This window comes from Saccharopolyspora sp. ID03-671 (genome assembly GCF_045278815.1).
Taxonomy (GTDB): domain Bacteria; phylum Actinomycetota; class Actinomycetes; order Mycobacteriales; family Pseudonocardiaceae; genus Saccharopolyspora; species Saccharopolyspora ipomoeae.
Map to the genome: position 1 here is coordinate 5,891,396 of NZ_CP134054.1, position 26,072 is coordinate 5,917,467.

Consider the following 26,072-nt stretch of genomic DNA (forward strand, 5'->3'; position numbering starts at 1 on the left):
CGTCAGCAGTGGAGGTCCGCTTGGCGGAGTCGGTAGTGGACGCCGGCCTGTTGGATCGTGGCGGTGTGGGGCTCACGATCCACGGGCGGCGTGCCACCATCACGCTGGACCGCCCGGACAAGCTCAACGCGCAAACCCCGCACACCTGGCAGGCGTTGCGGGAGATCGGCCGGTCGCTGGGTGCGGAGATCCGGGTCGTCGTGCTGCGCGGGGCCGGTCGGGCGTTCTCGGCCGGTCTGGACCGGAGGATGTTCAGCCCCGACGGGGCTGACGGCGCTCCGGGTCTGGCGGCGCTGGCCGAGCGCCCCACCGAGCAGTCCGACGCCGAGATCGGCGGCTACCAGCAGGCGTTCAGCTGGTTGCGCGAGCCTGACAGGGTCACGATCGCCGCCGTTCAGGGGCATGCGATCGGCGCCGGGTTCCAACTCGCGCTGGCCTGCGACCTGCGGGTGCTGGCCGACGACGCGCGGCTGCGGATGGCCGAGACCGGTCTCGGGCTGGTGCCCGATCTCGGCGGCACGCTGCCGCTGGTGCGCGCCGTCGGGTACGCGCGCGCCGTGGACATCTGCGTGACCGGGAGGGAGGTCACCGCGGAGGAGGCGCTGGATCGGCCTGGCCAACCGGGTCGTGGAACCCGACCAGCTGGACGCGGCGGTCGACGGACTCGTCGAGGCGGTGACGGCGCCACCGGAGGGCGCGGTGCGCGAAACGCTGTCGCTGCTGGCCCTGGCGGACGAGGCCGTCGATCCCGAGCAGCAGCTCGCGGCCGAACGCGCGGCCCAGCTGCGCCGCATCACCGAGCTGGCCCAGCAGCTCGGCGCCCTCCAGTGATGATCAACCGCTGCTAATACGGACTGCCGCTGTGGTTGCTCGGCGGTGCCGGTAGCGGAACCCGATCGGCTCGGCGGTGGTTCGGGCCGAGTCCCACACCTGGAGCAGCGGCTCCGTCGCCCATTTCACGACTCCCGCGGCTTTGCGCTGCGAGTCCCCCGCGTGCCCTGGTGCCACCGGCGTGGTGTCGGGGATACGATCTTGGTCAACTCGAGCGAGATCTAGGGGATGCATGACGCAGCGAGGAAACCGTCGGGAACTGCTCGCCGACGCCGCCATCGAGGTGCTCGCACGGGACGGCGGCCGCGGGCTGACGCATCGTGCGATCGACCGCGAGGCGCGGGTCCCGGAGGGCACCACCAAGAACTACTACCCGACGCGCAACGCCCTGTTCGAGGCGATCGCGCACTACCTCGCCGAGCGGCACGTCGCCGCCCTCGAAGCGCTCTGCACCCAGATCCCCGACGACATCGGGCCCGATGACGTGACCGCCCTGTACGCGGCGATGCTGCAGCGCATGTCGGGCAACGCCCGCGCCCAGTTCCTCGCGCTGTTCGAGCTGCACCTGGAGGGCGTGCGCAATCCGGAGGTCCGCGGGCTGCTCGGCCGGATCAGCCGGGCCAGCGTCGACACCGCCGTGCAGCTGCACTCCGCCGTCGGCCGCCGGATCAGCCGGCGCGGCGCGGGACTGCTCGACGCCGGGATGCTCGGCGTCGCGCTCTCGGCGCTGAGCCTGCCGCCGGAGCTCGTCGACGATCTCGGCCTCGGCGACGCCGACGGGGTCGGCCGCGCGCTGCTGTCGCTGGCCGCGCGCCGCGACCACGGAGCTCTGGAAGTGCTCAGCGACTGGGCCGGTTGAGCCGGACGGAAGATCATCCGGATGCGCTGCGAGACGGCCGGATGACGCGCGGTAGCCTCGGAGCGAACGAGCTGGGCTTGGGGCGCCCGCGCTGGTGCCCGTGATCGAAGTGGATGCAGGGAAGGCATGTCGAATCCAGCACAGGATGAGCCCGACCCGCACGCAACGCTGGAGCCGCCGGCGGTGGTCTTCGCGCGTTTGACCGACGTACCCGTCGACGCCCTGGACAAGCTGATCGACGAGACCCGCGCCGTCTACGACGACCTGAACAAGGTCCTCGGCCACCCGTACTGGGGTGATCTGGTCTACCACCAGGGCGCGGCGATGAAGGCGCTGACCGAGGCCCGGACCTGCCTGGAAGGGCTCAAGGCCGAGGCGATCGGCGCCCGCAACACCGAGCTCGGCGTCACCGTCACCACCGCGGTCGTCGACGGCGAGCGGCTCTACGCGCAGAGCGAGGACGACAAGGCCGAACTCGTCGACCGGCTGCTGCGCTCCCCGGGTGACGCCGCCGGGCACGTCTACGTCTGGGACCGGCCGCACGCCGACCCCGACGCGCCCGGGCCGTACGAGCAGATCCGGGTCGTCACCGACGCCGACAGCGAGCTCGGAGTCCTCAACTTCACCGAGGAGGACGACGAGGGCGAGATGACGTCCTGGCACAGCTGCAACCCGCAGCCGTCGCCGGACGCGCCCGCGCTGGCCTTCGACGCGGGCAGCACGTTGAAGTTCCCCCGCAGCGCAGTCCTGCCGTTCCGCGAACTCCGCGCCGCCCTCGACGAGTTCACCCGGACGGGGGCCAAGCCGGAATGCGTGCAGTGGCAGCCCGCACGCTGGGGCGATCTGTAGTTCGGTGCCGCGCGGGTCGCGGTTTCGCGACCCGCGCGTGACGCGGGTTCGCGACAACCCGTGGTGAAGCATTGACTAACAGCAGCAAGAGGTGGTTCCTTCTTTCCATTCGCGCGAGGATGAAGGGGGCCGCACGTGCGTAGACGACTCGTCGCGCTGGGGGCCGCGTTGCTGGTCGGCTTGCTGCTGCCGGTACCGGGGTCGGCGCAGGAGAACGGGGAGCGCCCCCAGGGCGCCACGCTGCGCGTCGGACTGCAGCAGCAGATCGACTCGCTGAACCCGTTCCTGGGCTACTCGTTGGCCGCCACGGACCTCTTCCGGGCGATCTACCCGACGCTGACCACCTACAACGCCCAGGACTTCGGGGTCGAACCGGAGCTGGCGGAGCGGTGGGAGTCCACACCGGACAAGCTCACCTGGACCTTCCACATCCGGCCCGGTGTCACCTGGTCCGACGGGCGGCCGGTGACCGCCCGCGACGCCGCCTACACCTACAACCGGATGATGAGCGATCCGGCCGCGGCCACCGCCAACGGCAACTTCGTCGAGAACTTCGACCAGGTCACCGCGCCCGACGATCAGACGCTGGTCATCCGCACCAAGACGCCGCAGGCCACGATGCTGGCCATCGACGCGCCGATCGTGCCCGAGCACGTGTGGTCGAAGGTCACCGACGTCGCGAACTTCGCCAACGACCAGATGCCCGTCGTCGGCAGCGGGCCCTACTCGCTCACCGGGTACCGGGCGGAGCAGGACGTCACGCTCACCGCCAACCCGCACTTCTGGCGCGGTGCGCCGAAGGTCGCCGAGCTGCAGTTCATCCAGTTCAAGAACAGCGACGCCGCGGTGCAGGCGCTGCGCAAGGGCGACGTGGACGTCGTCCAGAAGCTCACGCCCGCCCAGTTCGACGCGCTCGCCGACCAGCCCGACATCACCCAGGTCAAGGGCCAGGGCCGCCGGTTCTACGAGATGATCCTCAACCCCGGCGCCACCAACAGCGAGAACCAGCCGATCGGCACCGGGCACCCGGCGCTGAAGGACCTCCGCGTCCGGCAGGCCATCGACCTCGGCATCGACCGGAAAGCCCTCGTGGACCGGGTTCTCGGCGGTTACGGGCAGGTCGGCGGGGGATACCTGCCGCCGATCTTCGACGACTACCACTGGAACCCCCCGCAGCCGCGCACCTTCGACCCGGCCGCGGCGAACCGGATGCTCGACGAGGCCGGGTACGCCCGAGGCCCCGACGGCGTCCGTCGCACGCCGCAGGGCGAGCCGCTGAACTTCGACTTCGTGCTGCACGGCGACGAGGCGAGCGACGCGCAGGTCGGGGAGTTCGTCAAGCGCTGGCTGGCCGACCTGGGCATCAACGTCGAGCTGCAGCCGATCTCCGACAACCAGCTCAACGACCGCACCACCGCCGGCGACTTCGACATGGTCATCAGCGGCTGGTCGGCCAACCCCGACCCGGACTACGTGCTGCGGCTGCAGACCTGCGGCGCCCGCCCGACGCCCGACGGCAACGGCACCCCGGACACCCTGCAGTGCGACCCGGTCTACGACGACCTCTACGCCGAGCAGCTCGCCGAGTTCGACCCCGCCAAGCGGATCGACCTGGTCAAGCGGCTGCAGTCGCGGTTCTACGACCAGGCCACCGGATTGGTGCTGTACTACGGCAACTCGCTGGAGGCCTACCGCAGCGACCGCTACAACGGCTTCCAGCTGCAGCCGGCCACCGAGGGCGTGATCACCGGGCAGCAGGGCTACTGGGGCTACTACGGCGCCGACCCCACCGAGCATGCCGTCAGCGGTTCCGGCGGCACGAACTACACCACCGTCGCCTGGGTCCTGGGCGGCGTGGTCGTGGTGATCGTGCTGGTGGGCGTGGTGGTCGTGGTGCGGCGCCGGGCCACCGCGGACGACCGGGAGTGACCGCGTGTCGGACCTTCTGACCACTGTGGACGCGCAGGAACCGGCCTCCGGCAACGGCGGCCGGTCGCTGCGCTTCGTCGGCGGCAAGATCGGCGGCGGGCTGGTGAGCCTGCTGCTGGTCGCCGTGCTCGGCTTCTTCCTGTTCCGGGTGATGCCCGGCGACCCGGTGCGCACCATGACCCGCGGTGCGCCGATGACCTCGCAGCAGATCGCCGACCTGCGCGAGCGGCTCGGCCTGGACCAGCCGCTGTGGAAGCAGTTCCTGGACTTCCTCGGCAACCTGCTGCGCGGCGACCTCGGCACCTCCTACACCTACAGCCGCCCGGTCGGCGAGCTCATCCTCGAACGCGTCGGGCCGACGCTGCTGCTGGTGGGCACCGCCACCGTGCTGGCGATCCTGCTCGGGCTGTGGATGGGCTCGCGGGCGGCGTGGAAGCACGGCGGGGCGTTCGACAAGACCGCGAGCTCGGTGGCGCTGGCGCTGTGGTCGGTGCCGACGTTCTGGCTGGGTCTGATCGTGCTCATGGCCTTCGGCGTCGGGGTCGGGCCGATCCCGGGGCTGTTCCCGGTCGGCGGCATCTCCAGCCCGGACGCGCCGCCGGGGCTGCTGCCGCAGGTCCTCGACGTCGCCCACCACATGGTGCTGCCGGTGCTGACGATGCTCGCCGTCATCTACGCCGAGTACCTGATGGTGATGCGCTCCTCGCTGCTGGAGGAGATGGGCGAGGACTACCTGACCACCGCGCGCGCCAAGGGACTGCGCGAGGACCTGGTGCGCAGCAGGCACGCCGTGCCCAACGCGCTGCTGCCGACCGTGACGCTGATCTTCCTGCGGCTGGGCCTGGTGATCGCCGGAGCGATCACCGTCGAGACCGTGTTCTCCTGGCCCGGTCTCGGACTGCTGACCTTCGAAGCCCTGCGGGTTCCGGACCTGCCGCTGCTGCAGGGCATCTTCATCGTGCTGGCGGGGAGCGTGGTGGTGATGAACGTGCTGGCCGACCTGCTCTACCGGGTCATCGACCCCCGGGTGCGCGAATCATGAGCGCCCCCACCGCTTCCCAGGTCGTGCGCGCGCGCCGCAAGGAGCGCTTCGCCGAGGGCTGGCGGGTCTTCAGCGCCGACCGAGCGGGCCTGGCGGGCCTGATCCTGCTGGCCGCGATCGTGCTGCTGGCGCTGCTGGCACCGGTGCTCACCGATTCGGCCGGGCTCGACGTCACCCGCGCGACCGGGGCGGCGCTGCAGGCGCCCGGCGCCGAATACCCGCTGGGCACCGACGAATCCGGGCGTTCGGTGCTGCTGCTGACCTGGTGGGGCGCGCGGGTGTCGCTGGTCGTCGGGCTGTCGGCGGCGTTGCTGTCGGTGTGCATCGGCGCGCTGGTGGGGGTCGTGGCCGCGCACTTCGGCGGCTGGACCTCGCGAATCCTGCTGCGGTTCACCGACTTCTTCCTGGTGCTGCCCTCGCTGGTGCTGGCGATCGCGCTGTCGACGGTGCTCGAACGCGGGCTGTGGACGATCGTGCTCGCCATCGGCGTGACCTCGTGGCCGCACACCGCGCGGGTGGTGCGGGCGCAGACGCTCACCATCGAGGCCCGGCCCTACATCGAACGCGCCCGCGCGCTCGGCGCCGGGCACGGCCACGTGATCGGCAAGCACGTGCTGCCCGCCGTGCTGCCGCTGGTGTTCGCGAACACCACGCTGGCCGTGGCGAGCTCGATCATCGCCGAATCCACGCTGTCCTTCCTCGGTCTCGGCGATCCCAGCCGGGTTTCCTGGGGGACGATGCTGAAATCGGCGATGGACACCGGCGCGGTCACCGGCGGGGCCTGGTGGTACCTGCTGCCGCCCGGTCTGGGAATCGTGCTGGTGGTGCTCGGTTTCACGTTGTGCGGCCGGGCGCTGGAAGCGGTGTTCAACCCGAGGCTGCGGGGGCGGCGGTGAGTCCGATTCTGCGACTGCGCGACGTGTCGATCACCTACGGCGGCGCGAGTGAACCCGCCGTGTCCGGTGTGGACCTGAGCCTGGAACGGGGCGAAACCCTCGGTCTGGCAGGCGAATCCGGTTGCGGCAAGACGAGCGTCGCGATGTCGGTGCTGCGGTTGCTGCCGCGCACCGCCCGCGTCGAGGGCGAGGTGCTGCTCGACGGCGAGGACGTGCGCGAGATGAGCTTCGGCCGGCTGCGCGCGGTCCGCTGGGCCGGTGCGTCGGTGGTGTTCCAGGGCGCGATGCACGCGCTGAACCCGGTGCGCACCATCGGCGAGCAGATCGCCGAGCCGATCCGGCTGCACGGCGGCAAGGGCGACCTCAAGGCGAAGGTGGCGGAGCTGCTGGCGCAGGTCGAGCTGCCGGCCGACCGGGCGGGTGCCTACCCGCACGAGCTCTCCGGCGGTCAGAAGCAGCGGGTCATGATCGCGATGGCGCTGGCCTGCGAACCGCGCCTGGTCATCGCCGACGAGCCGACCACGGCGCTGGACGTCGTGGTGCAGGCGCAGGTGCTGGAGCTGCTCAAGCGGCTGGTCGCCGAGCGCGGCATCGCGCTGGTGATGATCAGCCACGACCTGTCGGTGCTGTCGGCGACCTGCGACCGGCTGGCGGTGATGTACCGGGGCGAGGTCGTCGAGCACGGGCCGACGGAGCAGGTGATGACCCGGCCGCAGCACGAGCACAGCAAGGCGCTGGCCGAGGCGTTCCCGACGGTGGGGGACCAGCGGTTCCGGCTCACCGAGGGCGGCGCGGCCGGTGCGCCGCTGCTGTCGGCCTCCGGTGTGGAGGTGACCTTCCGCAGCCGGTCCGGGAAGGTCGTGCGCGCGGTGCGCGGGGTGGACCTGGAGGTGGGCGGCAATGAGATCGTCGCGCTGGTGGGTCAGTCCGGTTCCGGCAAGACGACGTTGGCGCGCACGCTGCTCGGGCTGCAGCGGCCGACCGGCGGGGAGGTGCGCTTCGGCGGCGCCGCGCTGCCGACGGGTTCGTCGGCGCTGCGGGACTACCGGCGGAAGGTGCAGCTGGTGCTGCAGGACCCGACGGGGGCGCTCAACCCGCGGCACACCGTCTACGAGGCGGTGGCCGAAGGGCTGCGGATCCACGGCATCACCGACGACGAGCCGGGCCGGGTCGTCGCGGCGCTGGAGGCGGCGGAGCTGCGGCCTGCGGAGGACTTCCTGTCGCGGTTCCCGCAGGAGCTCTCGGGTGGTCAGCGCCAGCGCGTGGTGATCGCGGGGGCGCTGGTGCTGGAGCCGGAGGTGCTCATCGCCGACGAGCCGGTCGCCTCGCTGGACGCCACGGTCCGCGGCGAGATCCTCTCCCTGCTGCTGGGCCTCCGGGTCGAGCGCGGCCTGTCCACGCTGGTCATCACCCACGACCTGGGTCTGGCGTGGAACATCGCGGATCGGGTGGCGGTGATGTACCGGGGAGAGATCGTCGAGCTCGGCACGGTCGAGCAGGTCCTCCTCGACCCGCAGCACGACTACACCAGAACCCTCCTCGCCGCGGTTCCGAGCACCTCGCGCCGGGTGGCGTGACTCCGGGACGACGACAGTTTTAGCCATAATCACCCATGATCAATGTCCTTTTTGCCCGGACAATTATGGCTAAAACTGTCCTGACGGCTGCGCAACGGCCCCGGCGGACGCTCAGCTGAAGCTGTCGATGATCGCCGGGCGATCCGGGTGGTCCACGCGGACCACGAGGTCCGCCAGGGAGGTGGGGTCGACCTCCTCGGCGTAGCGCTCGAACGCGGGGAGCGTCCAGTGGCGGTCCTCGGGCGTGCGGCGCTGCAGCGCTCCGTCGGAGAGCCAGAGGTGCACGACGAGGTCGAAGTCCAGGCCCACGCCCTGCAGCAGCGGTCCGTCGACGATGGCCACTCCGCGCTCCGGCAGCGAGACGCGGTTCAGGCGAGGGGAGCGGTCGGCCTCGGGATCCCACAGCGCGGGCAGCACCCGGCCGGTGCCGTCCTCGGCGAGCGGGCGGAGGACCTCGCGGGCCAGGCCCGCGGTGTCGAACCAGGACAGGTAGTAGGAGTCCGGGTCGTGGTGGCCGAGCTCCAGCCGCACCGACGCGGGACGCAGGTAGTCCGCGGCCCGCACCCGCACGGCCTCGCGGCCCCGCTCCCGCAGCGGTGGCACCAGCCGATCCGCGAACTCGCCGGTCCCGGCGGCCTCGGCCCCGTCAACAGCCACCCGCAGCCACCGCCCGGGAAGGGCGTCGACCCGCTCCACCACCTCGTCCACCAGTGCCTCAGGAGAGATCGCCCGCACGCGCACACCCCGAACCTACGCGAGGTTTTCATGAAAACTTCCCCACCCCCGGAGTCCCGGGAGAGGCGAAGTTTTCATGAAAACTTCCCCCTCTCACGAACCCCGTACCCAGGGGTGAGAGTTGTGTGGGAGGTGACAGTTTTCATGAGAACTGTGCGACCTCTGGAGTTCCGGGGAGGTGACAGTTTTCATGAAAACTTCCCCACTCCACGGGCCCGTGCCCAGGGGTGGGGCGGTTGCGGGAGGGGACGGTCTTCGTGCGAACTGCTCCGCCCCTACCGAAGGGCGGGTTGGAGGACGGAGAGGCGTTGGGCGTCGGCGTCGAGCTCTGCTGCGACGCCGAGGGGGACGGTGCGCTGGGCCTCGCAGTGGCCGAAGCCGAGCTCCCAGAGGATCGGGACGCCGAGGTCGCCCAGGAGGTTCTCCAGCATCGCGCGGACCTCCTCCACCGGGCCGCAGTCGGTCCACGAGCCCAGCGCGATCCCGGTGGCGCCCGCGAAGAAGCCCGCGCGGATCAGCTGGATCAGGAACCGGTCGAGGCGGTAGGGCTCCTCGGTGACGTCCTCCAGCAGCGCGATGCCGCGCTCCGGCGGCCGGGCGGCCAGGCCCGCGCCCAGCGATCCCGCGAGCAGGCTCAGGTTTCCGCCGTAGGTGACGCCCAGGGCGCGCCCGGGCACCATCGTCGCCGCGTTGCGGCCGGTCAGTATCGTCACCGCCTCCGGCGTGAACAGGGTGCGGCGCAGGTGGTCGCGGGCCTTGTCGTCGTGCGCGAACGCCTTGGTCGCCACCATCGGCCCGAAGATCGTGGCCAGCCCCAGCTCGGCGGCGAACACCTCGTGCAGCGCTGTGACGTCGCTGGACCCGACGAGGACCTTCGGTCCGGCGGCGGCCAGCTCGCCGAAGTCCAGGTGATCGATCATGCGGAGGCAGCCGTAGCCGCCGCGCGCGCAGAACACCGCCTCGACCTCCGGGTCGCACCAGGCCTGCTGCAGGTCGGCGGCCCGGTCGGCGTCGGTGCCCGCGAGGTAGTCCAGGCGCGGGTGGCGGTCCAGGACGTGCTTGCCGACGCGGACCTCCAGCCCCCAGTCGCGCAGCAGGGCGAGGCCGGTCTCCAGCAGCTCCGCGGGCACCGGGCCGGCCGGAGCGACCACCGCCACCACGGCACCCGGACGCAGCCTCGGGGGGCGGGTCAGTTCGCGCGTGCTCATCGGCGTGCTCCATCCGGTCGGTTCGAGCCCCGGTCGGCTCGAACACCGCTGATCTTGCCGCGAGCGTATCGGCAGTCAGCGTGCCGCGCCGCAGTTCACCAACAGCGAACACGCTCCCTCGGGGGACGGTCATCCCTGGTCACCGCGTTGCACCGGAAGGTGATGTACAAAACGGGGGCCAGTCGCGCACGACGTGCGCTCGGTGGCCTAGTGTCGGAGGGGTCATGGCTCGCGTCATCCACGTCTTCCGCCAACCCGACCGATTCGTCGCCGGAACGGTCGGGGAACCCGGCGATCGCACCTTCTACCTGCAGGCGTCCGAGGACGTCCGCACGGTCAGCGTGCAATTGGAAAAGCAACAGGTCTCGGTCCTGGCCGAGCGGATCGGTGCTCTCCTCGACGAGGTGCAGCGCCGGTTCGACGCCGACCTGCCCGGCTCCACGCCCGAGGAGCTCGTCGACACCGAACCGCTCTCGGTCCCGGTCGACGAGGAGTTCCGCGTCGGCACGATGGGCCTGGGCTGGGACGCCGAGTCCGAGGCCGTGGTCGTCGAACTGCTCGCGGTCACCGAGGAGGAGATCGACGAGTCGGTCGTCCTCGACGACACCGAGGAGGGGCCGGACGCGCTCCGCGTGTTCCTCAGCCCGGTGCACGCCCGCGCCTTCGCGGAACGCGCCGAGCGGGTCATCAGCGCAGGTCGCAAGCCGTGCCCGCTGTGCAGCGAACCGCTGGACCCGGCTGGCCACATCTGCCCGCGGCAGAACGGCTACCGGCGCTCGGACGAGGTCTGAGCCCCGTGGCCGTCGAGGAGCCCGCGACCTGCGAGCTGCTGCGCCACGGGCGGCTGGAGATCCAGGGCAGGCTCGTCGAGGCGTCCAACGCGACGCTGCTCTGCTCGGTGGAGCTCGACGGCCTCTCCGGTGAGTGCGTCTACAAGCCGGTGCGCGGCGAGCGCCCGCTGTGGGACTTCCCCGACGGCACCCTGGCCGGCCGCGAGGTCGCGTCCTACCTGATCTCGGAGGCGACGGGCTGGGGCCTGATCCCGCCGACGCTGCTCCGCGACGGCCCGTTCGGGCCCGGCATGGTGCAGCTGTGGATCGACGAGCAGGCCGAGGAGGACGCGCAGCTCGTCGACATCACCCACCCCAGCGAGGTCCGCGACGGCTGGCGGCAGGTGCTGCGCGCCCAAGACCCCGACGGCGATCCGGTGGTGCTCGCCCACGCCGACCACGACCAGCTGCGGCGGCTCGCGGTGCTCGACATCGTGATCAACAACGCCGACCGCAAGGGCGGGCACATCCTGCGCGCCCCCGACGGCCGGGTGCTGGGCGTCGATCACGGCGTCAGCCTCAACACCGACGACAAGCTGCGCACGGTCCTGTGGGGCTGGATCGGCGAGCGCGTCGGCGAGGCCGAGCTGGAGCGGCTCGGCGAGGTCCGTGCCCTCATGGAGGGGGACCTCGCCGAGGAGCTCTCCGACCACCTCACGATCAAAGAGGTGCAGGCCGTGAGCACCCGAATCGACCGGCTGCTCGAAGCGGGGGTCTACCCGGAACCGTCCGGGGACTGGCCCGCGATCCCCTGGCCGGCTTTTTGAAGCTCCGCGGGGACCGACTTCGCCGGTTGGCTGACGGGTCGGTCAGTCCGTCAGGGCCTGGTACACCAGCTGGTGCAGGTAGGGCCTGATCGGGTGGGTGCTGGAGGGCATCAGCTGGGTCAGGAACAGGACCGTGAGGTCCTCCGCCGGGTCGACCCAGAAGGCCGTGCTGGCCAGGCCGCCCCAGGCGAACTCGCCCTTCGAGCTCAGGACCTTGGCCGCCAGCGGGTCGTCGACCACCGAGAATCCCAGGCCGAAGCCCTTGCCCGCGTTGGCGACCTCGGAGAACGAGCCCATCGCCAGGGTCTCCAGGTCCGCGCCGCCGGGCAGGTGGTTGCGGGTCATGAAGTCGACCGTGCGCCCGCCCAGCAGCCGCACCCCGTCGAGCTCGCCGCGGCGCAGCAGCATCTGCTGGAAGCGGTGGTAGTCGCGCGCCGAGGAGAACAGACCGCCACCGCCGGAGGGCGCCTTCGGCGGCTCGAACGCCGTGTCGTACATCTGCTCGTGCTTGGGGTGCAGCCGCGCTTTGCCCTGCGGGTCAGCCGAGTACAGCGAGGCCAGCCGGTCGGCGTCGGCCGGGTCGACCTGGAAACCGGTGTCGGTCATGCCCAGCGGGTCGAGCACGCGGGTGCGGAAGAACTCGTCGAGCCGCTGCCCGGAGGCGACCTCCACGACGCGGCCGAGCACGTCGGTGGCCACCGAGTAGTTCCAGCGCGTGCCCGGGTCGAACAGCAGCGGGATCTCCGCCCACGCGTCGCAGCAGGCGGCCAGGTCCAGGTCGGGCGCCATGCCGAACTCGAACCCGGCGCGGCGGTGCAGCTCGTCGAGCGGGTGCAGGTAGTTGAACGCGTAGGTGAGCCCGGCGGTGTGGGTGAGCAGGTGCCAGATCCGGATCGGCTCGGTCGCCGGCCGCGTCTGCGGGTTGCGGGCTGGCCCGCCGGTGTAGACGGACATGTCGGCGAAGGACGGGATGAAGTCGCTGACCGGGTCGGTGAGCTCGAACGCGCCTTCCTCGTAGAGCATCATGGCCGCGACCGAGGTGATCGGCTTGGTCATGGAGTAGATCCGGAACAGCGTGTCGGACTCGACCGGTTTGCCGCTCTCGATGTCGCGCATGCCGTGCGTCGACAGGTGCGCGATCTTGCCCTGGCGGGCCACGAGCACCAGCCAGCCGGGCAGTTTGCCCGTCGTGACGTAGTCCTCGAAGTGCCGGTCGATCCGCCGCAACCGGTCCGCGTCGAAGCCGACCTCGCCCGGCTCCACCTCGATTTCCAGAGCCACCAGGGCCTCCCACCGCTTCGCGATTTTTCGTTGCCGTGGAGTGTTCTACTCCACCGGCTCACGATTCGAAATCCTCGACGCGGTGGCGGCGTTCACGTTTCCCTCGGAGTAGCGTCGTGGGCGTGACGATCCCGACCCCACCTCCAGGGCTGCCCCGCACGGCGGGGGAGCTGCGCACCAGCGGACACGAACCCCGCAGCATCAAGGCGGAGATGCGCGCGAACCTGCTGACGGCGCTGCGCTCCGGGCAGGCGCTGTGGCCCGGCATCGTCGGTTTCGACCGGACCGTGCTGCCGCAGCTGGAACGCGCGCTGATCGCCGGGCACGACGTGGTGCTGCTCGGTGAGCGCGGTCAGGGCAAGACCCGGCTGCTGCGCGGGTTGCACGCGCTGCTGGACGAGTGGACCCCGGTCATCGAGGGTTCCGAGCTGGGCGAGCACCCGCTGCAGCCGATCACGCCGGTCTCGCTGCGCCGCGCCGCCGAGCTGGGCGACGACCTGCCGGTGGCCTGGCGGCACCGCGACGACCGCTACGTCGAGAAGCTGGCCACGCCCGACACCTCCGTCGGCGACCTGGTCGGCGACGTCGACCCGGTCAAGGTCGCCGAAGGCCGGTCGCTGGGCGACCCCGAGACCATCCACTATGGACTCGTCCCGCGCGCGCACCGGGGCATCGTGACCATCAACGAACTCCCGGACCTGGCAGAGCGGATCCAGGTGTCGCTGCTCAACGTCATGGAGGAGCGCGACATCCAGATCCGCGGCTACAGCCTGCGGCTGCCGCTGGACGTGCTGCTGGTGGCCACCGCCAACCCCGAGGACTACACCAACCGCGGCCGGATCATCACCCCGCTCAAGGACCGCTTCGGCGCCGAGATCCGCACCCACTACCCGACGGAGATCGACGACGAGGTGTCGTTGATGCGCCAGGAGGCGGACCTGCCGGCGGAGGTCGGCGACCACCTGCTGGAGGTGCTGGCCCGCTTCGTGGACCACCTGCGCGAGTCCAGCGCCGTGGACCAGCGCTCGGGCGTGTCGGCGCGGTTCGCCATCGCCGCCGCCGAGACCGTCGCGGCCGCCGCGCTGCACCGCTCGGCGCTGACCGGCGAGGACCCGGCGGTGGCCCGCCCGGTCGACCTGGCCGCGGTGCCCGCCGTGCTGCGCGGCAAGATCGAGTTCGAGGCGGGCGAGGAGGGCCGCGAGGACGAGCTGCTGAACTACCTGCTGCGGCGCTCGGTCGCCGACACCGCGCGGGGCCTGTTCGCCGGGCTGGACCTGAACTCGCTGGCCGAGGCCGTCGTCGACGGACACCCGGTGGCCACCGGCGAGCAGATCGCGGGCCGGGACGTGCTCACCGCGCTGCCGGAGCTGCCGGTGCTGCACCAGGTCGCCGAGCGCGCCGGGGTGCGCGCCGACGACCCGCCGGGTCGCATCGCCAGCGCCGTGGAACTCGCCCTGGAGTCGTTGTACCTGGCCAAGAAGCTGGGCAAGGACTCCGACGACGACCGCTCGGTGTACAGCTGATGAGTCCGCGCTACCGGTACTCGGCGTGGCACGGCGGGCCCGACCCGCTGGAGCCGCCGGTCGACCTGCGCGACGCGCTGGACCAGATCGGCCGCGACGTCATGGAGGGCGCCTCCCCGCGTTCGGCGCTGGAGGAGCTGCTGCGCACCGGCACCCGCGACTCGTCCGGGCTGGACGAGCTGACCCGCCGGTTGTGGCAGCGGCGCAGCGAGATGCAGCGCCGCCACCGGCTCGACGGCACGATCTCCGAGGTCCGCAGGCTGCTGGAACGCGCGCTGGAGCAGGAGCGGCTGGCGCTGGCGGCCGACACCTCCGAGGACGCCCGCTTCCGCGAGCTGCAGCTCAGCGCCCTGCCGCCGGACGTGTCCGGGCAGGTCAACGAGCTCTCGGAGTACGACTGGCGGTCGGCGGAGGCCCGGGAGGCCTTCGAGGAGATCCGGCAGATGCTGGGCACCGAGGTCCTCGAACAGCGCTTCCAGGGCATGAAGGACGCGATGCAGGAGGTCTCGCCGGAAGACGTCGAGCGGGTGCGGGAGATGCTCGACGACCTGTCGGCCCTGCTGGCCGCGCACGCCCGCGGCGATGACGACGTCCAGCAGAAGTTCGACGAGTTCATGGCGAAGCACGGCGAGTTCTTCCCGGAGAACCCGCAGAACGTCGACGCGCTCGTCGACGCGCTCGCGGCCCGGTCGGCCGCCGCGCAGCGGATGCTCAACTCGATGAGCGAGGAGCAGCGCCAGGAGCTGATGGCGTTGTCGCAGCAGGCTTTCGGTGATCCGCGCATCGCTCAGGCGCTGCAGAACATCGACCGGCAGCTGCAGGGGTTGCGGCCCGGCGAGGACTGGAACGGGCGGGCGCGGTTCCGCGGCGACCAGCCGATGGGCATGGCGGAGGCGACCGCGGCGATGGCCGAGCTCGGCGAGATGGACCGGCTGGCCGAGCAGCTGAGCCAGTCCTACCCGGGCGCGAGCCTGGAGGACATCGACCTGGAAGCGCTGGAGCGCCAACTCGGCCCGCAGGCCACCGTCGACGCGCAGCGGTTGTCGCAGATCGAGCGCCAGCTGCGCGATCAAGGTCTGCTGCGGCGCGCGCCGGACGGGTCGTTGCAGCTGAGCCCGCGGGCGATGCGGCGGCTCGGGGAGAACGCGCTGCAGTCGGTGATCTCGCAGCTCGGGACGCGGCGGGGCGAGCGGGACACCGACCGCGCGGGCGCGGCGGGCGAGCTCACCGGGACCACCCGGCCCTGGACCTACGGCGACGCCGAGCCGTGGGACGCCGTGCGCACGGTCCGCAACGCGGTGCTGCGCCGCGCGGCCGAGGGGCCGGACTCGCCGATGCTGGACCTCGCGGACCTGGAGGTCGCCGAGACCGAGCAGCGATCGCGCTCGGCGGTGGTGCTGTGCGTGGACACGTCGTGGTCGATGGTGCAGGACGGCCGGTGGGTGCCGATGAAGCGCACCGCGCTCGCGCTCCACCACCTGGTGGCGACCCGGTTCCGCTCGGATGCCTTGCAGCTGGTCACCTTCGGGCGATACGCGTCCGCTGTGGACGTCGGTGAGCTGGCCGCGCTGGAGGGCGCGTGGGAGCAGGGCACGAACCTGCACCACGCCCTGCTGCTCGCGGGTCGGCACCTGCGCAAGCACTCCGACGCGCAGCCCGTCGTGCTGGTCATCACCGACGGCGAACCCACGGCCCACCTGGAGCCGAACGGGGAAGCGGTCTTCGACTACCCGCCCGACCCGCACACGCTGAGCGTCACCCTGTCCGAAGTGGACGCCCTGCACCGCCTGGGCACCACCCTGAGCGTCTTCATGCTCGGCGACGACCCCCGCCTGGAGCGGTTCGTCAACATCGTCGCCCGCCGAGGCGGCGGCCGAGTCCTCGCCCCCGAAGCCGACGGCCTCGGCGCCGCCGTGGTGGGCGACTACCTCCGCACCAAGCGCCGCCGGTGAGGGTGTTCCGCGGCAGCGGACAGTTTTCATGAAAACTTCCTCCCCCTCCGGGCACCAGGGACGGGACAGTTTTCATGAAAACTGTCCCGTCCCTGATGCCCCTGCCCGTGGGTGCGAGGTTCGTGAGGTGGGGAAGTTTTCATGAAAACTTCGTCTCGGTTGGGGTCCTGGGGTGGGGACAGTTTTCATGAAAACTGTCCCGTCCATGAAAACTGCCCCCTGGGAGGGATGATCAGCCCGCGAAGGACTTGATGACGTCCGGGTTGGCGTCGGCCCACTTCTTGGCGGCCTGCTGCTCCTGGCCCTTGGCGGCGCTGTTGATCTCGTTCTCCAGGCTGGCGAGCTGCTGGTCGGTCAGCTTGAACTTCTTGACCATCTCGGTGACCTCGGGGAAGTCCTGGCTGAAGTTCTTGCGCCCGACCGCGTGGATCTGCTCGGCCTGCCCCATCGCGCCCATCGGGTCCTGCAGGTCCTTGATGGGGTAGCGGGCGTAGGCCCAGTGCGGGTGCCACAGGGTCACCACGATCGGCTTCTGCTCGTCGGTCGCCTTCTGCAGCGCGGCGAGCATCGCCGTGGTCGAGGACGTCTGCAGCTGGTACTCGCCCTCCAGGCCGTACTTCGGCAGCGCCTCCTTGGTGGTGCGGCTCAGGCCGGCGCCCGGGTCGATGCCCGTGATGGTGCCGTTCAGCTCGGCGCCCTTGCCCTTGAGATCGGCGATCGTGTTCACGTCGGTCATGTAGTTGGGCACGGCGATGTTGAGCGTGGCCTGGTCGTACCAGATCCCCAGGTCCTCGAGCTGGGGTCCGTACTGCTTCCAGTAGTCCTCGTGCGTGGCGGGAAGCCACGCGTCCAGGAACAGGTCCGGGTTGCCCTGGGCGAGCCCGGCGTAGATCGGACCGGCCTCCAGCTCGGTGGCGTTGACCTTGTAGCCGCGTCGTTCCAGCAGTTCCTTGTAGAGGTACGTGACGGCGATGTCCTCGTCCCACGCGATGTAGCCGATGTTGATCTGCTTGGCTTCCTGGCCGGTCTGCGCTTCGCGGCCACCGCACCCGGCGGCGACCATCACCAGCGCGGCGAGCGCGGCCAGAATCGCGACCAGCCGCCTCGATCTCGTGCGCAACATTGACAACCTGCCTTTCCGCGGCGGCCGGACTACCCGGTCTTGGCCGCTTTGCGCTCCGCCCGCGCGACGGGCGAGCGGTCCGAGAGCACAGCGGTGATCCGGTCCAGGTAGACCGCGAGGATCACCACCGCCAGCCCGGCCTCGAAGCCCTGGCCGAGCTGCACGCGCGTCACCGCCTCGTAGATGTTGGTGCCGAGCCCGGGGGCGCCGACCATGCCCGAGATGACCACCATCGACAGCGAGAGCATGATCACCTGGTTGATGCCGGCCATGATCGACGGCATCGCCAGCGGGAGCTGGATGCCGGTGAGGATCTGCCTGGTCGGCGCGCCGAAGGCCTCACCGGCCTCGACCACCTCGGAATCGACCTGCCGGATGCCCAGCTCGGTGAGCCGCACCCCGGGCGGCAGCGAGAAGATCACCGTCGCCACCACGCCCGGCACCACGCCGATGTTGAAGAACACGATCACCGGCACCAGGTAGACGAACGCCGGCAGGGTCTGCATCAGGTCGAGCACCGGTCGCACCACGTTGCTCACGTGCCGGTTGCGGGCGGCCAGCACCCCGACGGGGATGCCGATGAGCACCGCCAGCACGCTGGAGACCAGCACCAGGCTCAGCGTCTCCATCGCGGGTTCGAACTCCTCGATGCTGACCACCAGCCCGAAGCCGATGAGGCTGAACAGCGCGAACCGCCAGCTGCGCAGCCACAGCGCCAGCGCGGTGAACACCAGCACCATCACCAGCGGCGGCAACCAGGTCAGCGCGAAGCTCAGCCCCGCGACGGCGGACTTCACCACCAGGTCGATGAAGTCGAACAGCGGTCCGATGTTGTCGTTGAGCCACTCGACGGCCGCGCTGAACCAGTCACCGATCGGCACGCGCGGCAGCTGCGAGAGCGCCGTCATCTCAGGCCTCCTCGAGTTCGGTCCGGTGGCTGAGCGCGGTGAAGACCGCCTGCGGCGTGACCACGCCGATCACCCGCTGCTGGGCGTCGACCACGGGCAGCGGGCCGTTCCGGCCGATCCGGTCGAAGAGGTCCCGCAGCGGCGCGGTCGCCGGGACCGGGGTGACCCCGGCCGGGGCTGCCCCGCTGGGGTCGGCGATCGAGCCCGCCGTGAGCACCCGGCTGCGGTCGACGTCCTGGACGAACTCGGCCACGTAGTCGTCGGCGGGTTCGCTGAGGATCTGCTCGGAGTCGCCGATCTGGACGATCCGGCCCGCCCGCATCACCGCGATCCGGTCGCCGAGGCGCATCGCCTCGTTGAGGTCGTGGGTGATGAAGATGATCGTCTTGCCGAGCTGGGCGTTGAGCTCCAGCAGCTGGTCCTGCATCTCGCGCTTGATCAGCGGGTCCAGGGCGCTGAACGCCTCGTCCATCAGCAGCACGTCGGTCCCGGCGGCCAGGGCTCGGGCGAGGCCGACGCGCTGGCGCATGCCGCCGGAGAGCTGCTGCGGGTAGCGCTGCTCCCAACCGTCGAGACCGACCATGCCGAGCGCCTCCGCGGCCCTGGTGCTGATCTCGTCGTCGGGGACGCCGCGGATCCGGAGCCCGTAGCCGGCGTTGTCGAGCACCGTGCGGTGCGGGAACAACGCGAAGTGCTGGAAGACCATGCTCATCTTCTGCTGCCGCATCGTCCGCAGCTCGCGGCCGGACATGGCGGTGATGTCGGCGTCGTCGACGAACACCTGCCCGGAGGTGGGCGTGAGCAGGCCGTTGAGCATCCGGATCAGGGTGGACTTGCCCGAGCCGGACAGGCCCATGACCACGAAGGTTTCACCCTCCTGGACCGAGAACGAGGCGTCGACGACCGCGGCCGTGGTCCCTTCGGGCAGGGCAGAGGTGTCAGCGCCCTCGTCGAGCCGGCGAACCTGCTCGGCGGGTTGCGGGCCGAAGATCTTGTAGAGCCGTTCCACGCGTACCGAAGTCACCGATCGCCTCCACCTGATGTGCGGATCCGGATAGATCGATTCCGGCGAAGATCGAACTGATTCGAGGAATTGTTCGAGCATCCGGATTGTGGTTCCCCGGCCCTGTCCGGGAATTCGTTTCCGCTCCCTTTCGGCGGTGATCGATCATACGAGCCGTTTCGCGGATGTCCACCCGTTCAGGTGAAGATCTGATTGCGATTGCCCGGGTCAGCATGGTCGATGTGGATCATTCTGGATCTTCCAGGACGCTTGTGAACTGGGAGATCACGATTTACGGAGTTTCCGCCTCCGCTTCCTCGGGTTCTGTTGTGCATCGATTCTTAGGCTGCCCGAGTCCGTTTGTCCACTACTCGAAGATGATCTCGCAACCGGATATTCGGGGTGAATCGGAATTTGATTTCCGGAGCGGTGCGGTCCGGGTGCGATTCCGGAAAAGGTCTCGACCATCTCAGGATGTGATACGGGCGATGGTCCACATGGCGGCACCGCCTCCGCGCGGACGTTTAAGGTCGGACGCATGCAACCCTGGTCATCGGTCACCGTCCCCAAGGTGGAAGGCACGCCTCGCCCACTCCAGCTGTTCGACACCTCCGCCGCTGAGGTCCGGCCCACCGAACCCGGGCCCGAAGCGCGGATGTACGTCTGCGGGATCACCCCGTACGACGCGACCCACCTCGGCCACGCCGCGACCTACCTGGCGTTCGACCTCATCCACCGGGTCTGGCTGGACAACGGTCACCAGGTCCACTACGTGCAGAACGTCACCGACATCGACGACCCGCTGCTGGAGCGGGCCGAGCGGGACAACGAGGACTGGGTGGTGCTCGCGATGCGCGAGACCGCGCTGTTCCGCGAGGACATGGAGGCGCTGCGGGTGCTGCCGCCCGCCGACTTCGTCGGCGCGGTCGAGTCCATCCCGGAGATCGTTGAGGCCGTCGGCAAGCTGCTGGCCTCCGGCGCCGCCTACCGCGCCGACGACGCCGAGTACCCCGACATCTACTTCCGGCACCAGGCCACCGGCCGGTTCGGCTCCGAGTCGAACTACGACGAGGCCACCATGAACACCTTCTTTGCCGAGCGCGGGGGAGACCCGGACCGCGCGGGCAAGGAGCACCCGCTCGACGCGCTGCTGTGGCGGATGGCGCGGCCGGGCGAGCCGTCCTGGGACTCCGAGCTCGGCGCCGGCCGTCCCGGCTGGCACCTGGAGTGCTCGGTGATCGCGCTGAACCGCCTGGGCCTGGGCTTCGACGTGCAGGGCGGCGGCTCGGACCTGATCTTCCCGCACCACGAGTTCAGCGCCGCGCACGCCGAGGCGCTCTCCGGCGAGTACCCGTTCGCGAAGCACTACGTGCACTCCGGGATGATCGGGCTCGACGGCGAGAAGATGTCCAAGTCGCGCGGCAACCTGGTGTTCGTCTCGCGGCTGCGCGGCGACCGGGTGGACCCGATGGCGATCCGGCTGGCGCTGCTCGACGGCCACTACCGGGAGGACCGGTCCTGGACCGCGGACGCGCTCACCGCCGGCGCCGCCCGGCTGTCGCGCTGGCGCGAGGCGGTGGCGCTGAGCTCCGGTCCGGCGGCGGCCGAGGCGATCGCGGGGCTGCGCGAGGCGCTGTCGAACGACCTTGACGCTCCGGGCGCGCTGCGCGCGATCGACGCCTGGGTGGAGTCGGCGCTGGTGTCCGGCGGTGACGACGCGTCCGCGCCGGGTGCGATCCGCGCGGCGGTCGACGCGCTGCTGGGCGTCGAGCTCTAACACCGCGACCACGACGAAGGGTGATCGGGAGTCCGCTCCCGGTCACCCTTCTCCTGTCCGCTCTCCTCCGGCGAGAACAGCGGGTGAGCAGCGACGGAACATCACGTTCTGCTTGATCAAAACGAGTTCCGCACTTCCTCGACACGTCCGAACGGGTTTGATTTGATCATCGCGTCATCACTGGGAGCGACGAAGTTCGTCTGAATTGGCGTCGCACAACCCTGTTGCCCGAACACGGGGACACTCGAAAGGTGGTCGGGGAGATATGCGGAAGGTCCTGATCGTCGGGGCCGGGCAGTCGGGGCTGCAGCTGGCTCTCACGCTCCAGGCCGAGCAGTACGACGTCACGCTGGTCTCGGCGCAGACGCCGGAGCAGATCCGCGGTGGTCGCGTCCTGTCGACGCAGTCGATGTACTACCAGACGCTGGAGATCGAGAGACGGCACGGGCTCGGCCTGTGGGACGACACCGCACCGCACCTCACCGGTCTGCGCGTGTCGGTGGCGGGCCCCGACGGCGAGCGCGCCATCGACTGGACGGCGCCGCTGAAGGACTACGCGCTGTCGATCGACCAGCGCGTCAAGATGCCGGCCTGGATGGAGCTGTTCACCGAGCGCGGCGGCACCCTCGTGCACCGGGCGCTCACGGTCGCCGAGCTCGACGACATGGCCGGGGACCACGACCTCGTCGTGGTCGCCGCGGGCAAGGGCGAGCTGGCGTCGCTGTTCGAGCGCGACCCGCAGCGCTCGCCCTACGCCGAACCGCAGCGCGCGCTCTCGGCCGCCTACGTGCGCGGGGTCCCCGGCGACCGCGACGACTCCTCGGCGGCCCGGTTCAACGCCCTGGCCGGACTCGGCGAGGTCATCAGCTATCCCGGCCTCACCCTCGACGGCGCCTGCGAGATCCTGCTGCTGGAAGGCGTTCCCGGCGGCCCGCTCGACGCCTTCGGCGACCGGCCCGAGCCGCAGCAGCAGTGGGAGCGGATGCTCGGCCTGCTGCGCCGGCACTGCCCGTGGGAGCACGAGCGCTTCGCCGACGCCGAGCTCACCGACGACGGCGCGACCCTCGCCGGGGCGGTGACACCGCAGGTCAGCAAGCCGATCGGGCAGCTGCCCTCCGGTCGTCTCGTCCTGGGCCTGGGCGACAGCGTGGTGCTCAACGACCCGGTCACCGGGCAGGGCGCCAACGCCGCCTGCCACGCCGCCCAGATCTACCTGGACAGCATCGTCGAGCACGGCGAGGACGCGTTCGACTGGGACTGGATGCAGCGCACCTTCGACCGCTACTGGGACGTCGCCCAGCACATCACCTCGTGGGCCAACGCCGCCCTGCAGCCGCCGCCCCCGCACGTCCTCGACATCTTCGGCGCGGCCATGCAGCTCCCCGCGGTCGGCGAGCGCTTCGCCGACGGCTTCGCCAACCCCGACGACATGACCGCCTGGTTCCTCGACCCCGAAGCCTCGGAAGCCTTCATCGCCCGCTGCGCAGCGGCCTGACCCGGGCTCGCCCGCACGTCGAAAACCCCGGTTCTCGTCGCACGAGAACCGGGGTTTTCGACACGGTGAGGGGTCAGCCCGGGCCGGGGCCGAGGGGGCCCTTGCCGCCGGGGCCCCGGCGGCGGAGGTAGCGCTCGAACTCGGCGGCGATGGCGTCGCCGCTGGCCTCGGTGAGGCGGACCTCGGCGTCGCCCCGCTCCTCGAGGGCGCGGACGTAGTTGCGGACGTCCTCGTCCTCCTCGGCCATCTCGCTGACCGTCTCCTCCCACTCCTCGGCCTGGTCGGGCAGGTTGCCGAGCGGGACCTCGACGTCGAGCGCCTCCTCGACGCGGTGCAGCAGCGCCAGCGTGGCCTTCGGCGACGGGGGCTGCGAGACGTAGTGCGGCACCGCCGCCCAGAACGAGATCGCCGGGATGCCCGCCTGCACGCACGCGTCCTGGAAGATCCCCACGATCCCTGTCGGCCCCTCGTAGCGGGTGCGCTCCAGACCGAAGGTCTCCGCGGAGCCCTCGTCGTAAGCCGTGCCGCTGACCGGGACCGGGCGGGTGTGCGGCGCGTCGGCCAGCAGGGCGCCCAGCGTGACCACCGTGCGCGCCCCGAGCTTCTCCAGCTGCTCGACCAGCTCAGCGGAGAACGCCCGCCACCGCATGTTCGGCTCGATGCCGTGGATGAGGACCACGTCGTGCTCGGCGCCGGGCGGCCGGCACACCGTCAGCCGCGTCGTCGGCCAGGTGACCTGCCGGGTGACGCCGTCGACCAGCTTGACCGTGGGGCGCGTGACCTGGAAGTCGTAGTACGGGTCCGGGTCGATCTCGCTGAGGGACTCGGCGTCCCAGATGAGCTGCAGGTGCTCGATCGCGGAGCTGGCTGCGTCCCCGGCGTCGTTCCATCCTTCGAACGCGCAAACCACGATCGGGTCCGTCAACCGCGTCAGGTCGGCGTTCGGTTCAGGCGTCTGTTCGCGATCGGTCACCGCGCAAGCCTATCGCTTGGTGGTGGTCTCGTCGCTTGCCTGACCGGAGGGTCGGTTTGACGGCTCGGATTCCTGGTCCGAGGCTGGGTTGACCAGTCTGTTCGGGGCAGGTGGCCGTGGATCAGAGCCCGTCGGAGGCGAGTGGCGCGACCGGTGTTTCGCCGCGGTCGCGATTGCGGCTGTCCATCGGCAGGCATCCCCGCGACCTGGGCAAACTCGGCCTCGTCGGCGGACTGCTCACGCTGAGCGCGCTGCTGGCGCTGGTACCGGCCAACCCGGTCGAGGTCGCTGTTCACCAACAGCTGATCGCGCTCCCGCGCGCCGTCGACCCCGTCTGGGTGGTGCTCACCTGGGTCGGGTCGTGGGCGGGCATCGTCGGCGTGGTCGTGGTGACCTCCTACTTCGGCTGGGTCCGGGTGGCGCTGCTGTGCGGCGGGTCCGGCGCGGTGACCTGGCTCGTCGCGGCGCTGCTGCACCAGGTGCTCGGCAGGCCCTTCCCGTCGGAGGCGGTCGCGGTGGTGACGGTGCTGGCCGTGGTGGCCACCCCGTACTTCGGGCGGGTCGCCCGCTACCTGGGCTGGGGCCTGGTGCTGCTGACCGGCATCGCCGTGGTGCACCTCGACCTGCACCTGCCGCTGGGCGCGGTCGGCGGCGCGCTGCTCGGCTGGGGCGTGGGCCTGCTGTGCCACCTGGTGTGGGGCGCTCCCGGCCGCCGGGTGTCGCAGCTGGTGGTCTTCGACGAGCTGGAGCGGGCCGGGCTCGCCCCGGTGTCCATCACCGCCCTGCGGCACGGGCTGCTGCAACCCCGCGAACTGGCGGTGACCACCGTCGACGGGCCGCCGCTGCGGGTGAAGGTGGTGCGCAGGCTCAGCCGCCGGGCGGGCGGCTGGTACAAGCTCAAGCGACTGCTGATGCTGCTCGACGTGCAGGACGAGCCGAGTCTGTCCACACCGCACCACGAGGTCGAGCACGAGGCCTACGCCGCCCTGCTCGCCTCCCGAGCGGGCGTGCGCACCCCGGAGGTCGTGCTGGCCTGCGACGTCCCCTACGCGCCCGCGCTGCTGGTGATGCGCGAGGTCGCAGGCAGGCGGCTGACCGAGCTCGACCCCGGCGAGATCGACGACGAGCTGCTGGCCGGCGTGTGGCAGCAGGTGGCGATGCTGGCCGAGGCCCGCATCGCCCACCACGACCTGCGGGCCAAGAACATCCTCGTCGACGAGCGCGGACGCCCCTGGCTGCTGTCGTTCACCTTCAGCCACCCCGGAGCGGACGAGGCCCGCTGCGCCCAGGACCTCGCCGAGGCGCTCGTGTCCATCGCCGCCCTGGTGGGCACCGAACGGGCCGTGACCAGCGCGATCGCCGCGCTGCCCGTCGAGTCGCTGGCAGCCGCCCTGCGCGCCCTGGTGCCGCTGTCGCTGCCGCGCCGCATCCGGACCCAGGCCCAGCGCGGCCGCTACTTCCTGGCCGAGCTGCGCGAGACCCTCGCCGACCGGCTCGGCCTGCCCATCCCCGGCTTCCGCTCCCCGGTGCGCCCGAGCACCGTGCTGGGTCTGGTGCTCATCGGCGCCGCCGTCTACCTGCTCATCCCCGAGCTGTCCGACACGCGCGAGGTCGCCGACGCGCTGCGGCACGCCCACTGGGGCTGGCTGGTGGTGGCGGTGCTGACCGGCTTCGCCTCGGTGGTGCTGGCGTCGATCTCGATGCAGGGCTCCAGCCGCATCCCGCTGCCGTTCTGGCGCACCCTCCAGGTCCAGATCGCCGCCGCCTTCACCGGCCGCACCACCCCCGGTGGCGCCGGGTTCTTCGGCATCAACGTCGTCTACCTGGAACGGCTCGGGCTGCGCAGGCCCCTGGCCGTCGGGGCGACGCTGCTCAACCAGGCCGGGACCGGTGCCGTGGCGGTCGTGGTGGCGGTGATCGGCGTGTTCGCCGCGGGCCTGTCGGGGACCTTCACGCACCTGTCGCTGCCCGGCTGGCAGGTGCTCGTCGCCGCCGGAGCGCTGGTGCTGGTCGCGGTGCTGGTGCTGCTGGCCCCGCCGGTGCGGCGCAAGGTGATGCCCTCGCTGCGGGAGGTCGTCCGGGAGCTGCTGGACACCCTGCGGCACCCGGTCCGCGCGCTGCAGCTGTTCGGCGGGGCGCTCGGCTACCTGATCGTCTCCGGGCTCGGGCTGGCGGCGTCGCTGGCGGCGCTGCACCCGCACTTCTCCTGGACCGCGGTGACCGTCGTGTTCATCGTCGGCAACACCCTCGGTCACCTGGTGCCCTCGCCCGGCGGCCTCGGCGCCGTCGAAGCCGTCCTGCTGGCCGGTCTGGGCGCGATGGGCGTGCCGCCGACCGCCGCGATCGCGGCCGTGCTGCTCTCGCGGGTGCTCACCTACTGGCTGCCGGTGCTGCCCGGCATCCTCATGTTCCGCTACCTGCAACACCGGGATGTGATCTGAGAGTCCTTCGGTGGGAATCGGTACAGATGGTCGTGTGTACTGGTGGGCGGTCCTTTCCTCCTCTGTGAGTCCT

The 26,072-nt window shown here is 70.9% G+C and carries 21 protein-coding genes; 14 read left to right on the forward strand and 7 right to left on the reverse strand.

What is annotated here, in order from left to right:
• The first annotated feature begins 20 nt into the window (after positions 1-20).
• From REH65_RS27310 to REH65_RS27340, 7 genes are all read left to right on the forward strand, one after another.
• Complete coding sequence (locus REH65_RS27310) at positions 21-848, forward strand: enoyl-CoA hydratase/isomerase family protein (protein ID WP_406689677.1); 828 nt, start codon at positions 21-23, stop codon at positions 846-848.
• A 215-nt stretch (positions 849-1,063) separates the two neighbouring features.
• A complete protein-coding gene (locus REH65_RS27315; protein WP_281453682.1) occupies positions 1,064-1,690 on the forward strand; it encodes a TetR/AcrR family transcriptional regulator in 627 nt (208 codons plus the stop codon).
• Positions 1,691-1,816: 126 nt separating this feature from the next.
• Positions 1,817-2,539, forward strand: coding sequence for an Imm1 family immunity protein (locus REH65_RS27320; protein ID WP_281453681.1), 723 nt, complete (start codon positions 1,817-1,819; stop codon positions 2,537-2,539).
• Between the two features lie 135 nt (positions 2,540-2,674).
• Entirely contained in the window at positions 2,675-4,468 is a 1,794-nt protein-coding gene (locus tag REH65_RS27325) for an ABC transporter substrate-binding protein (RefSeq protein WP_406689678.1), read from the forward strand.
• A 4-nt stretch (positions 4,469-4,472) separates the two neighbouring features.
• Positions 4,473-5,510 (forward strand): ABC transporter permease, encoded by a 1,038-nt coding sequence (locus tag REH65_RS27330; RefSeq protein ID WP_281453679.1) that lies wholly within the window; start codon positions 4,473-4,475, stop codon positions 5,508-5,510.
• Positions 5,507-6,406 carry an ABC transporter permease gene (locus REH65_RS27335; RefSeq protein WP_406689679.1) on the forward strand — a complete coding sequence of 300 codons (900 nt, stop codon included), beginning with the start codon at positions 5,507-5,509 and terminating at the stop codon, positions 6,404-6,406. The genes REH65_RS27330 and REH65_RS27335 overlap by 4 nt, the downstream gene beginning before the upstream one ends.
• Positions 6,403-7,983 (forward strand): dipeptide ABC transporter ATP-binding protein, encoded by a 1,581-nt coding sequence (locus REH65_RS27340; protein ID WP_406689680.1) that lies wholly within the window; start codon positions 6,403-6,405, stop codon positions 7,981-7,983. The genes REH65_RS27335 and REH65_RS27340 overlap by 4 nt, the downstream gene beginning before the upstream one ends.
• A 111-nt stretch (positions 7,984-8,094) precedes the next feature.
• Here the strand turns inward: REH65_RS27340 and REH65_RS27345 are convergent, their stop codons facing one another.
• Together REH65_RS27345 and REH65_RS27350 are read right to left on the reverse strand one after the other, a co-directional pair.
• Positions 8,095-8,724 carry a uridine kinase gene (locus tag REH65_RS27345; RefSeq protein WP_406689681.1) on the reverse strand — a complete coding sequence of 210 codons (630 nt, stop codon included), beginning with the start codon at positions 8,722-8,724 and terminating at the stop codon, positions 8,095-8,097.
• A 269-nt stretch (positions 8,725-8,993) separates the two neighbouring features.
• Positions 8,994-9,926 (reverse strand): LD-carboxypeptidase, encoded by a 933-nt coding sequence (locus REH65_RS27350; protein WP_406689682.1) that lies wholly within the window; start codon positions 9,924-9,926, stop codon positions 8,994-8,996.
• Between the two features lie 224 nt (positions 9,927-10,150).
• On the opposite strand from REH65_RS27350, the gene REH65_RS27355 reads away from it, so the two are divergent.
• Positions 10,151-10,717: a DUF3090 domain-containing protein gene (locus REH65_RS27355; protein WP_281453674.1), complete on the forward strand. Its 567-nt coding sequence runs from the start codon at positions 10,151-10,153 to the stop codon at positions 10,715-10,717.
• A gap of 5 nt (positions 10,718-10,722) precedes the next feature.
• A complete protein-coding gene (locus REH65_RS27360) occupies positions 10,723-11,523 on the forward strand; it encodes an SCO1664 family protein (protein ID WP_406689683.1) in 801 nt (266 codons plus the stop codon).
• A 42-nt stretch (positions 11,524-11,565) separates the two neighbouring features.
• Here REH65_RS27360 and REH65_RS27365 read toward each other — a convergent pair whose 3' ends face one another.
• The gene (locus REH65_RS27365) at positions 11,566-12,807 is read right to left on the reverse strand and encodes a serine hydrolase domain-containing protein (RefSeq protein ID WP_406693253.1); all 1,242 of its coding nucleotides are present in this window, start codon (positions 12,805-12,807) and stop codon (positions 11,566-11,568) included.
• 119 nt (positions 12,808-12,926) lie between these two features.
• On the opposite strand from REH65_RS27365, the gene REH65_RS27370 reads away from it, so the two are divergent.
• Positions 12,927-14,327, forward strand: a complete 1,401-nt coding sequence (locus REH65_RS27370) for an ATP-binding protein (RefSeq protein WP_281453672.1) — start codon at positions 12,927-12,929, stop codon at positions 14,325-14,327.
• Entirely contained in the window at positions 14,327-16,279 is a 1,953-nt protein-coding gene (locus REH65_RS27375; protein WP_406689684.1) for a vWA domain-containing protein, read from the forward strand. The genes REH65_RS27370 and REH65_RS27375 overlap by 1 nt, the downstream gene beginning before the upstream one ends.
• A 232-nt stretch (positions 16,280-16,511) precedes the next feature.
• On the opposite strand, the gene REH65_RS27380 is transcribed toward REH65_RS27375, so the two are convergent.
• The 3 genes from REH65_RS27380 to REH65_RS27390 are packed head-to-tail and all read right to left on the reverse strand — an operon-like array spanning position 16,512 to position 19,334.
• Entirely contained in the window at positions 16,512-17,402 is an 891-nt protein-coding gene (locus REH65_RS27380; RefSeq protein ID WP_281453670.1) for a glycine betaine ABC transporter substrate-binding protein, read from the reverse strand.
• A 29-nt stretch (positions 17,403-17,431) separates the two neighbouring features.
• A complete protein-coding gene (locus REH65_RS27385; protein WP_281453669.1) occupies positions 17,432-18,310 on the reverse strand; it encodes a proline/glycine betaine ABC transporter permease in 879 nt (292 codons plus the stop codon).
• 1 nt (position 18,311) lies between these two features.
• On the reverse strand, positions 18,312-19,334 hold the full coding sequence (locus tag REH65_RS27390; protein ID WP_343231351.1) for a betaine/proline/choline family ABC transporter ATP-binding protein: 1,023 nt from the start codon (positions 19,332-19,334) through the stop codon (positions 18,312-18,314).
• Between the two features lie 517 nt (positions 19,335-19,851).
• Here REH65_RS27390 and mshC point away from each other — a divergent pair.
• Together mshC and REH65_RS27400 are read left to right on the forward strand one after the other, a co-directional pair.
• Positions 19,852-21,090, forward strand: coding sequence for a cysteine--1-D-myo-inosityl 2-amino-2-deoxy-alpha-D-glucopyranoside ligase (gene mshC, locus REH65_RS27395; protein WP_406689685.1), 1,239 nt, complete (start codon positions 19,852-19,854; stop codon positions 21,088-21,090).
• 265 nt (positions 21,091-21,355) lie between these two features.
• Positions 21,356-22,585: a styrene monooxygenase/indole monooxygenase family protein gene (locus REH65_RS27400; RefSeq protein WP_406689686.1), complete on the forward strand. Its 1,230-nt coding sequence runs from the start codon at positions 21,356-21,358 to the stop codon at positions 22,583-22,585.
• A gap of 73 nt (positions 22,586-22,658) precedes the next feature.
• On the opposite strand, the gene REH65_RS27405 is transcribed toward REH65_RS27400, so the two are convergent.
• On the reverse strand, positions 22,659-23,558 hold the full coding sequence (locus tag REH65_RS27405) for a PAC2 family protein (protein ID WP_281453666.1): 900 nt from the start codon (positions 23,556-23,558) through the stop codon (positions 22,659-22,661).
• Positions 23,559-23,674: 116 nt separating this feature from the next.
• Between REH65_RS27405 and REH65_RS27410 the strand changes: the two genes are divergently transcribed.
• Complete coding sequence (locus REH65_RS27410) at positions 23,675-25,999, forward strand: lysylphosphatidylglycerol synthase domain-containing protein (RefSeq protein ID WP_406689687.1); 2,325 nt, start codon at positions 23,675-23,677, stop codon at positions 25,997-25,999.
• Positions 26,000-26,072: the final 73 nt, after the last annotated feature.

Excerpts from the sequence above, each read along its gene's own strand:
- REH65_RS27315 (WP_281453682.1), top strand. The coding sequence starts at position 1,064 with ATGACGCAGCGAGGAAACCGTCGGGAACTGCTCGCCGACGCCGCCATC.
- REH65_RS27320 (WP_281453681.1), top strand. The coding sequence starts at position 1,817 with ATGTCGAATCCAGCACAGGATGAGCCCGACCCGCACGCAACGCTGGAG.
- REH65_RS27335 (WP_406689679.1), top strand. The coding sequence starts at position 5,507 with ATGAGCGCCCCCACCGCTTCCCAGGTCGTGCGCGCGCGCCGCAAGGAG.
- REH65_RS27350 (WP_406689682.1), bottom strand. The coding sequence starts at position 9,926 with ATGAGCACGCGCGAACTGACCCGCCCCCCGAGGCTGCGTCCGGGTGCC.
- REH65_RS27355 (WP_281453674.1), top strand. The coding sequence starts at position 10,151 with ATGGCTCGCGTCATCCACGTCTTCCGCCAACCCGACCGATTCGTCGCC.
- REH65_RS27375 (WP_406689684.1), top strand. The coding sequence starts at position 14,327 with ATGAGTCCGCGCTACCGGTACTCGGCGTGGCACGGCGGGCCCGACCCG.
- REH65_RS27380 (WP_281453670.1), bottom strand. The coding sequence starts at position 17,402 with ATGTTGCGCACGAGATCGAGGCGGCTGGTCGCGATTCTGGCCGCGCTC.
- REH65_RS27385 (WP_281453669.1), bottom strand. The coding sequence starts at position 18,310 with ATGACGGCGCTCTCGCAGCTGCCGCGCGTGCCGATCGGTGACTGGTTC.
- mshC (WP_406689685.1), top strand. The coding sequence starts at position 19,852 with ATGCAACCCTGGTCATCGGTCACCGTCCCCAAGGTGGAAGGCACGCCT.
- REH65_RS27400 (WP_406689686.1), top strand. The coding sequence starts at position 21,356 with ATGCGGAAGGTCCTGATCGTCGGGGCCGGGCAGTCGGGGCTGCAGCTG.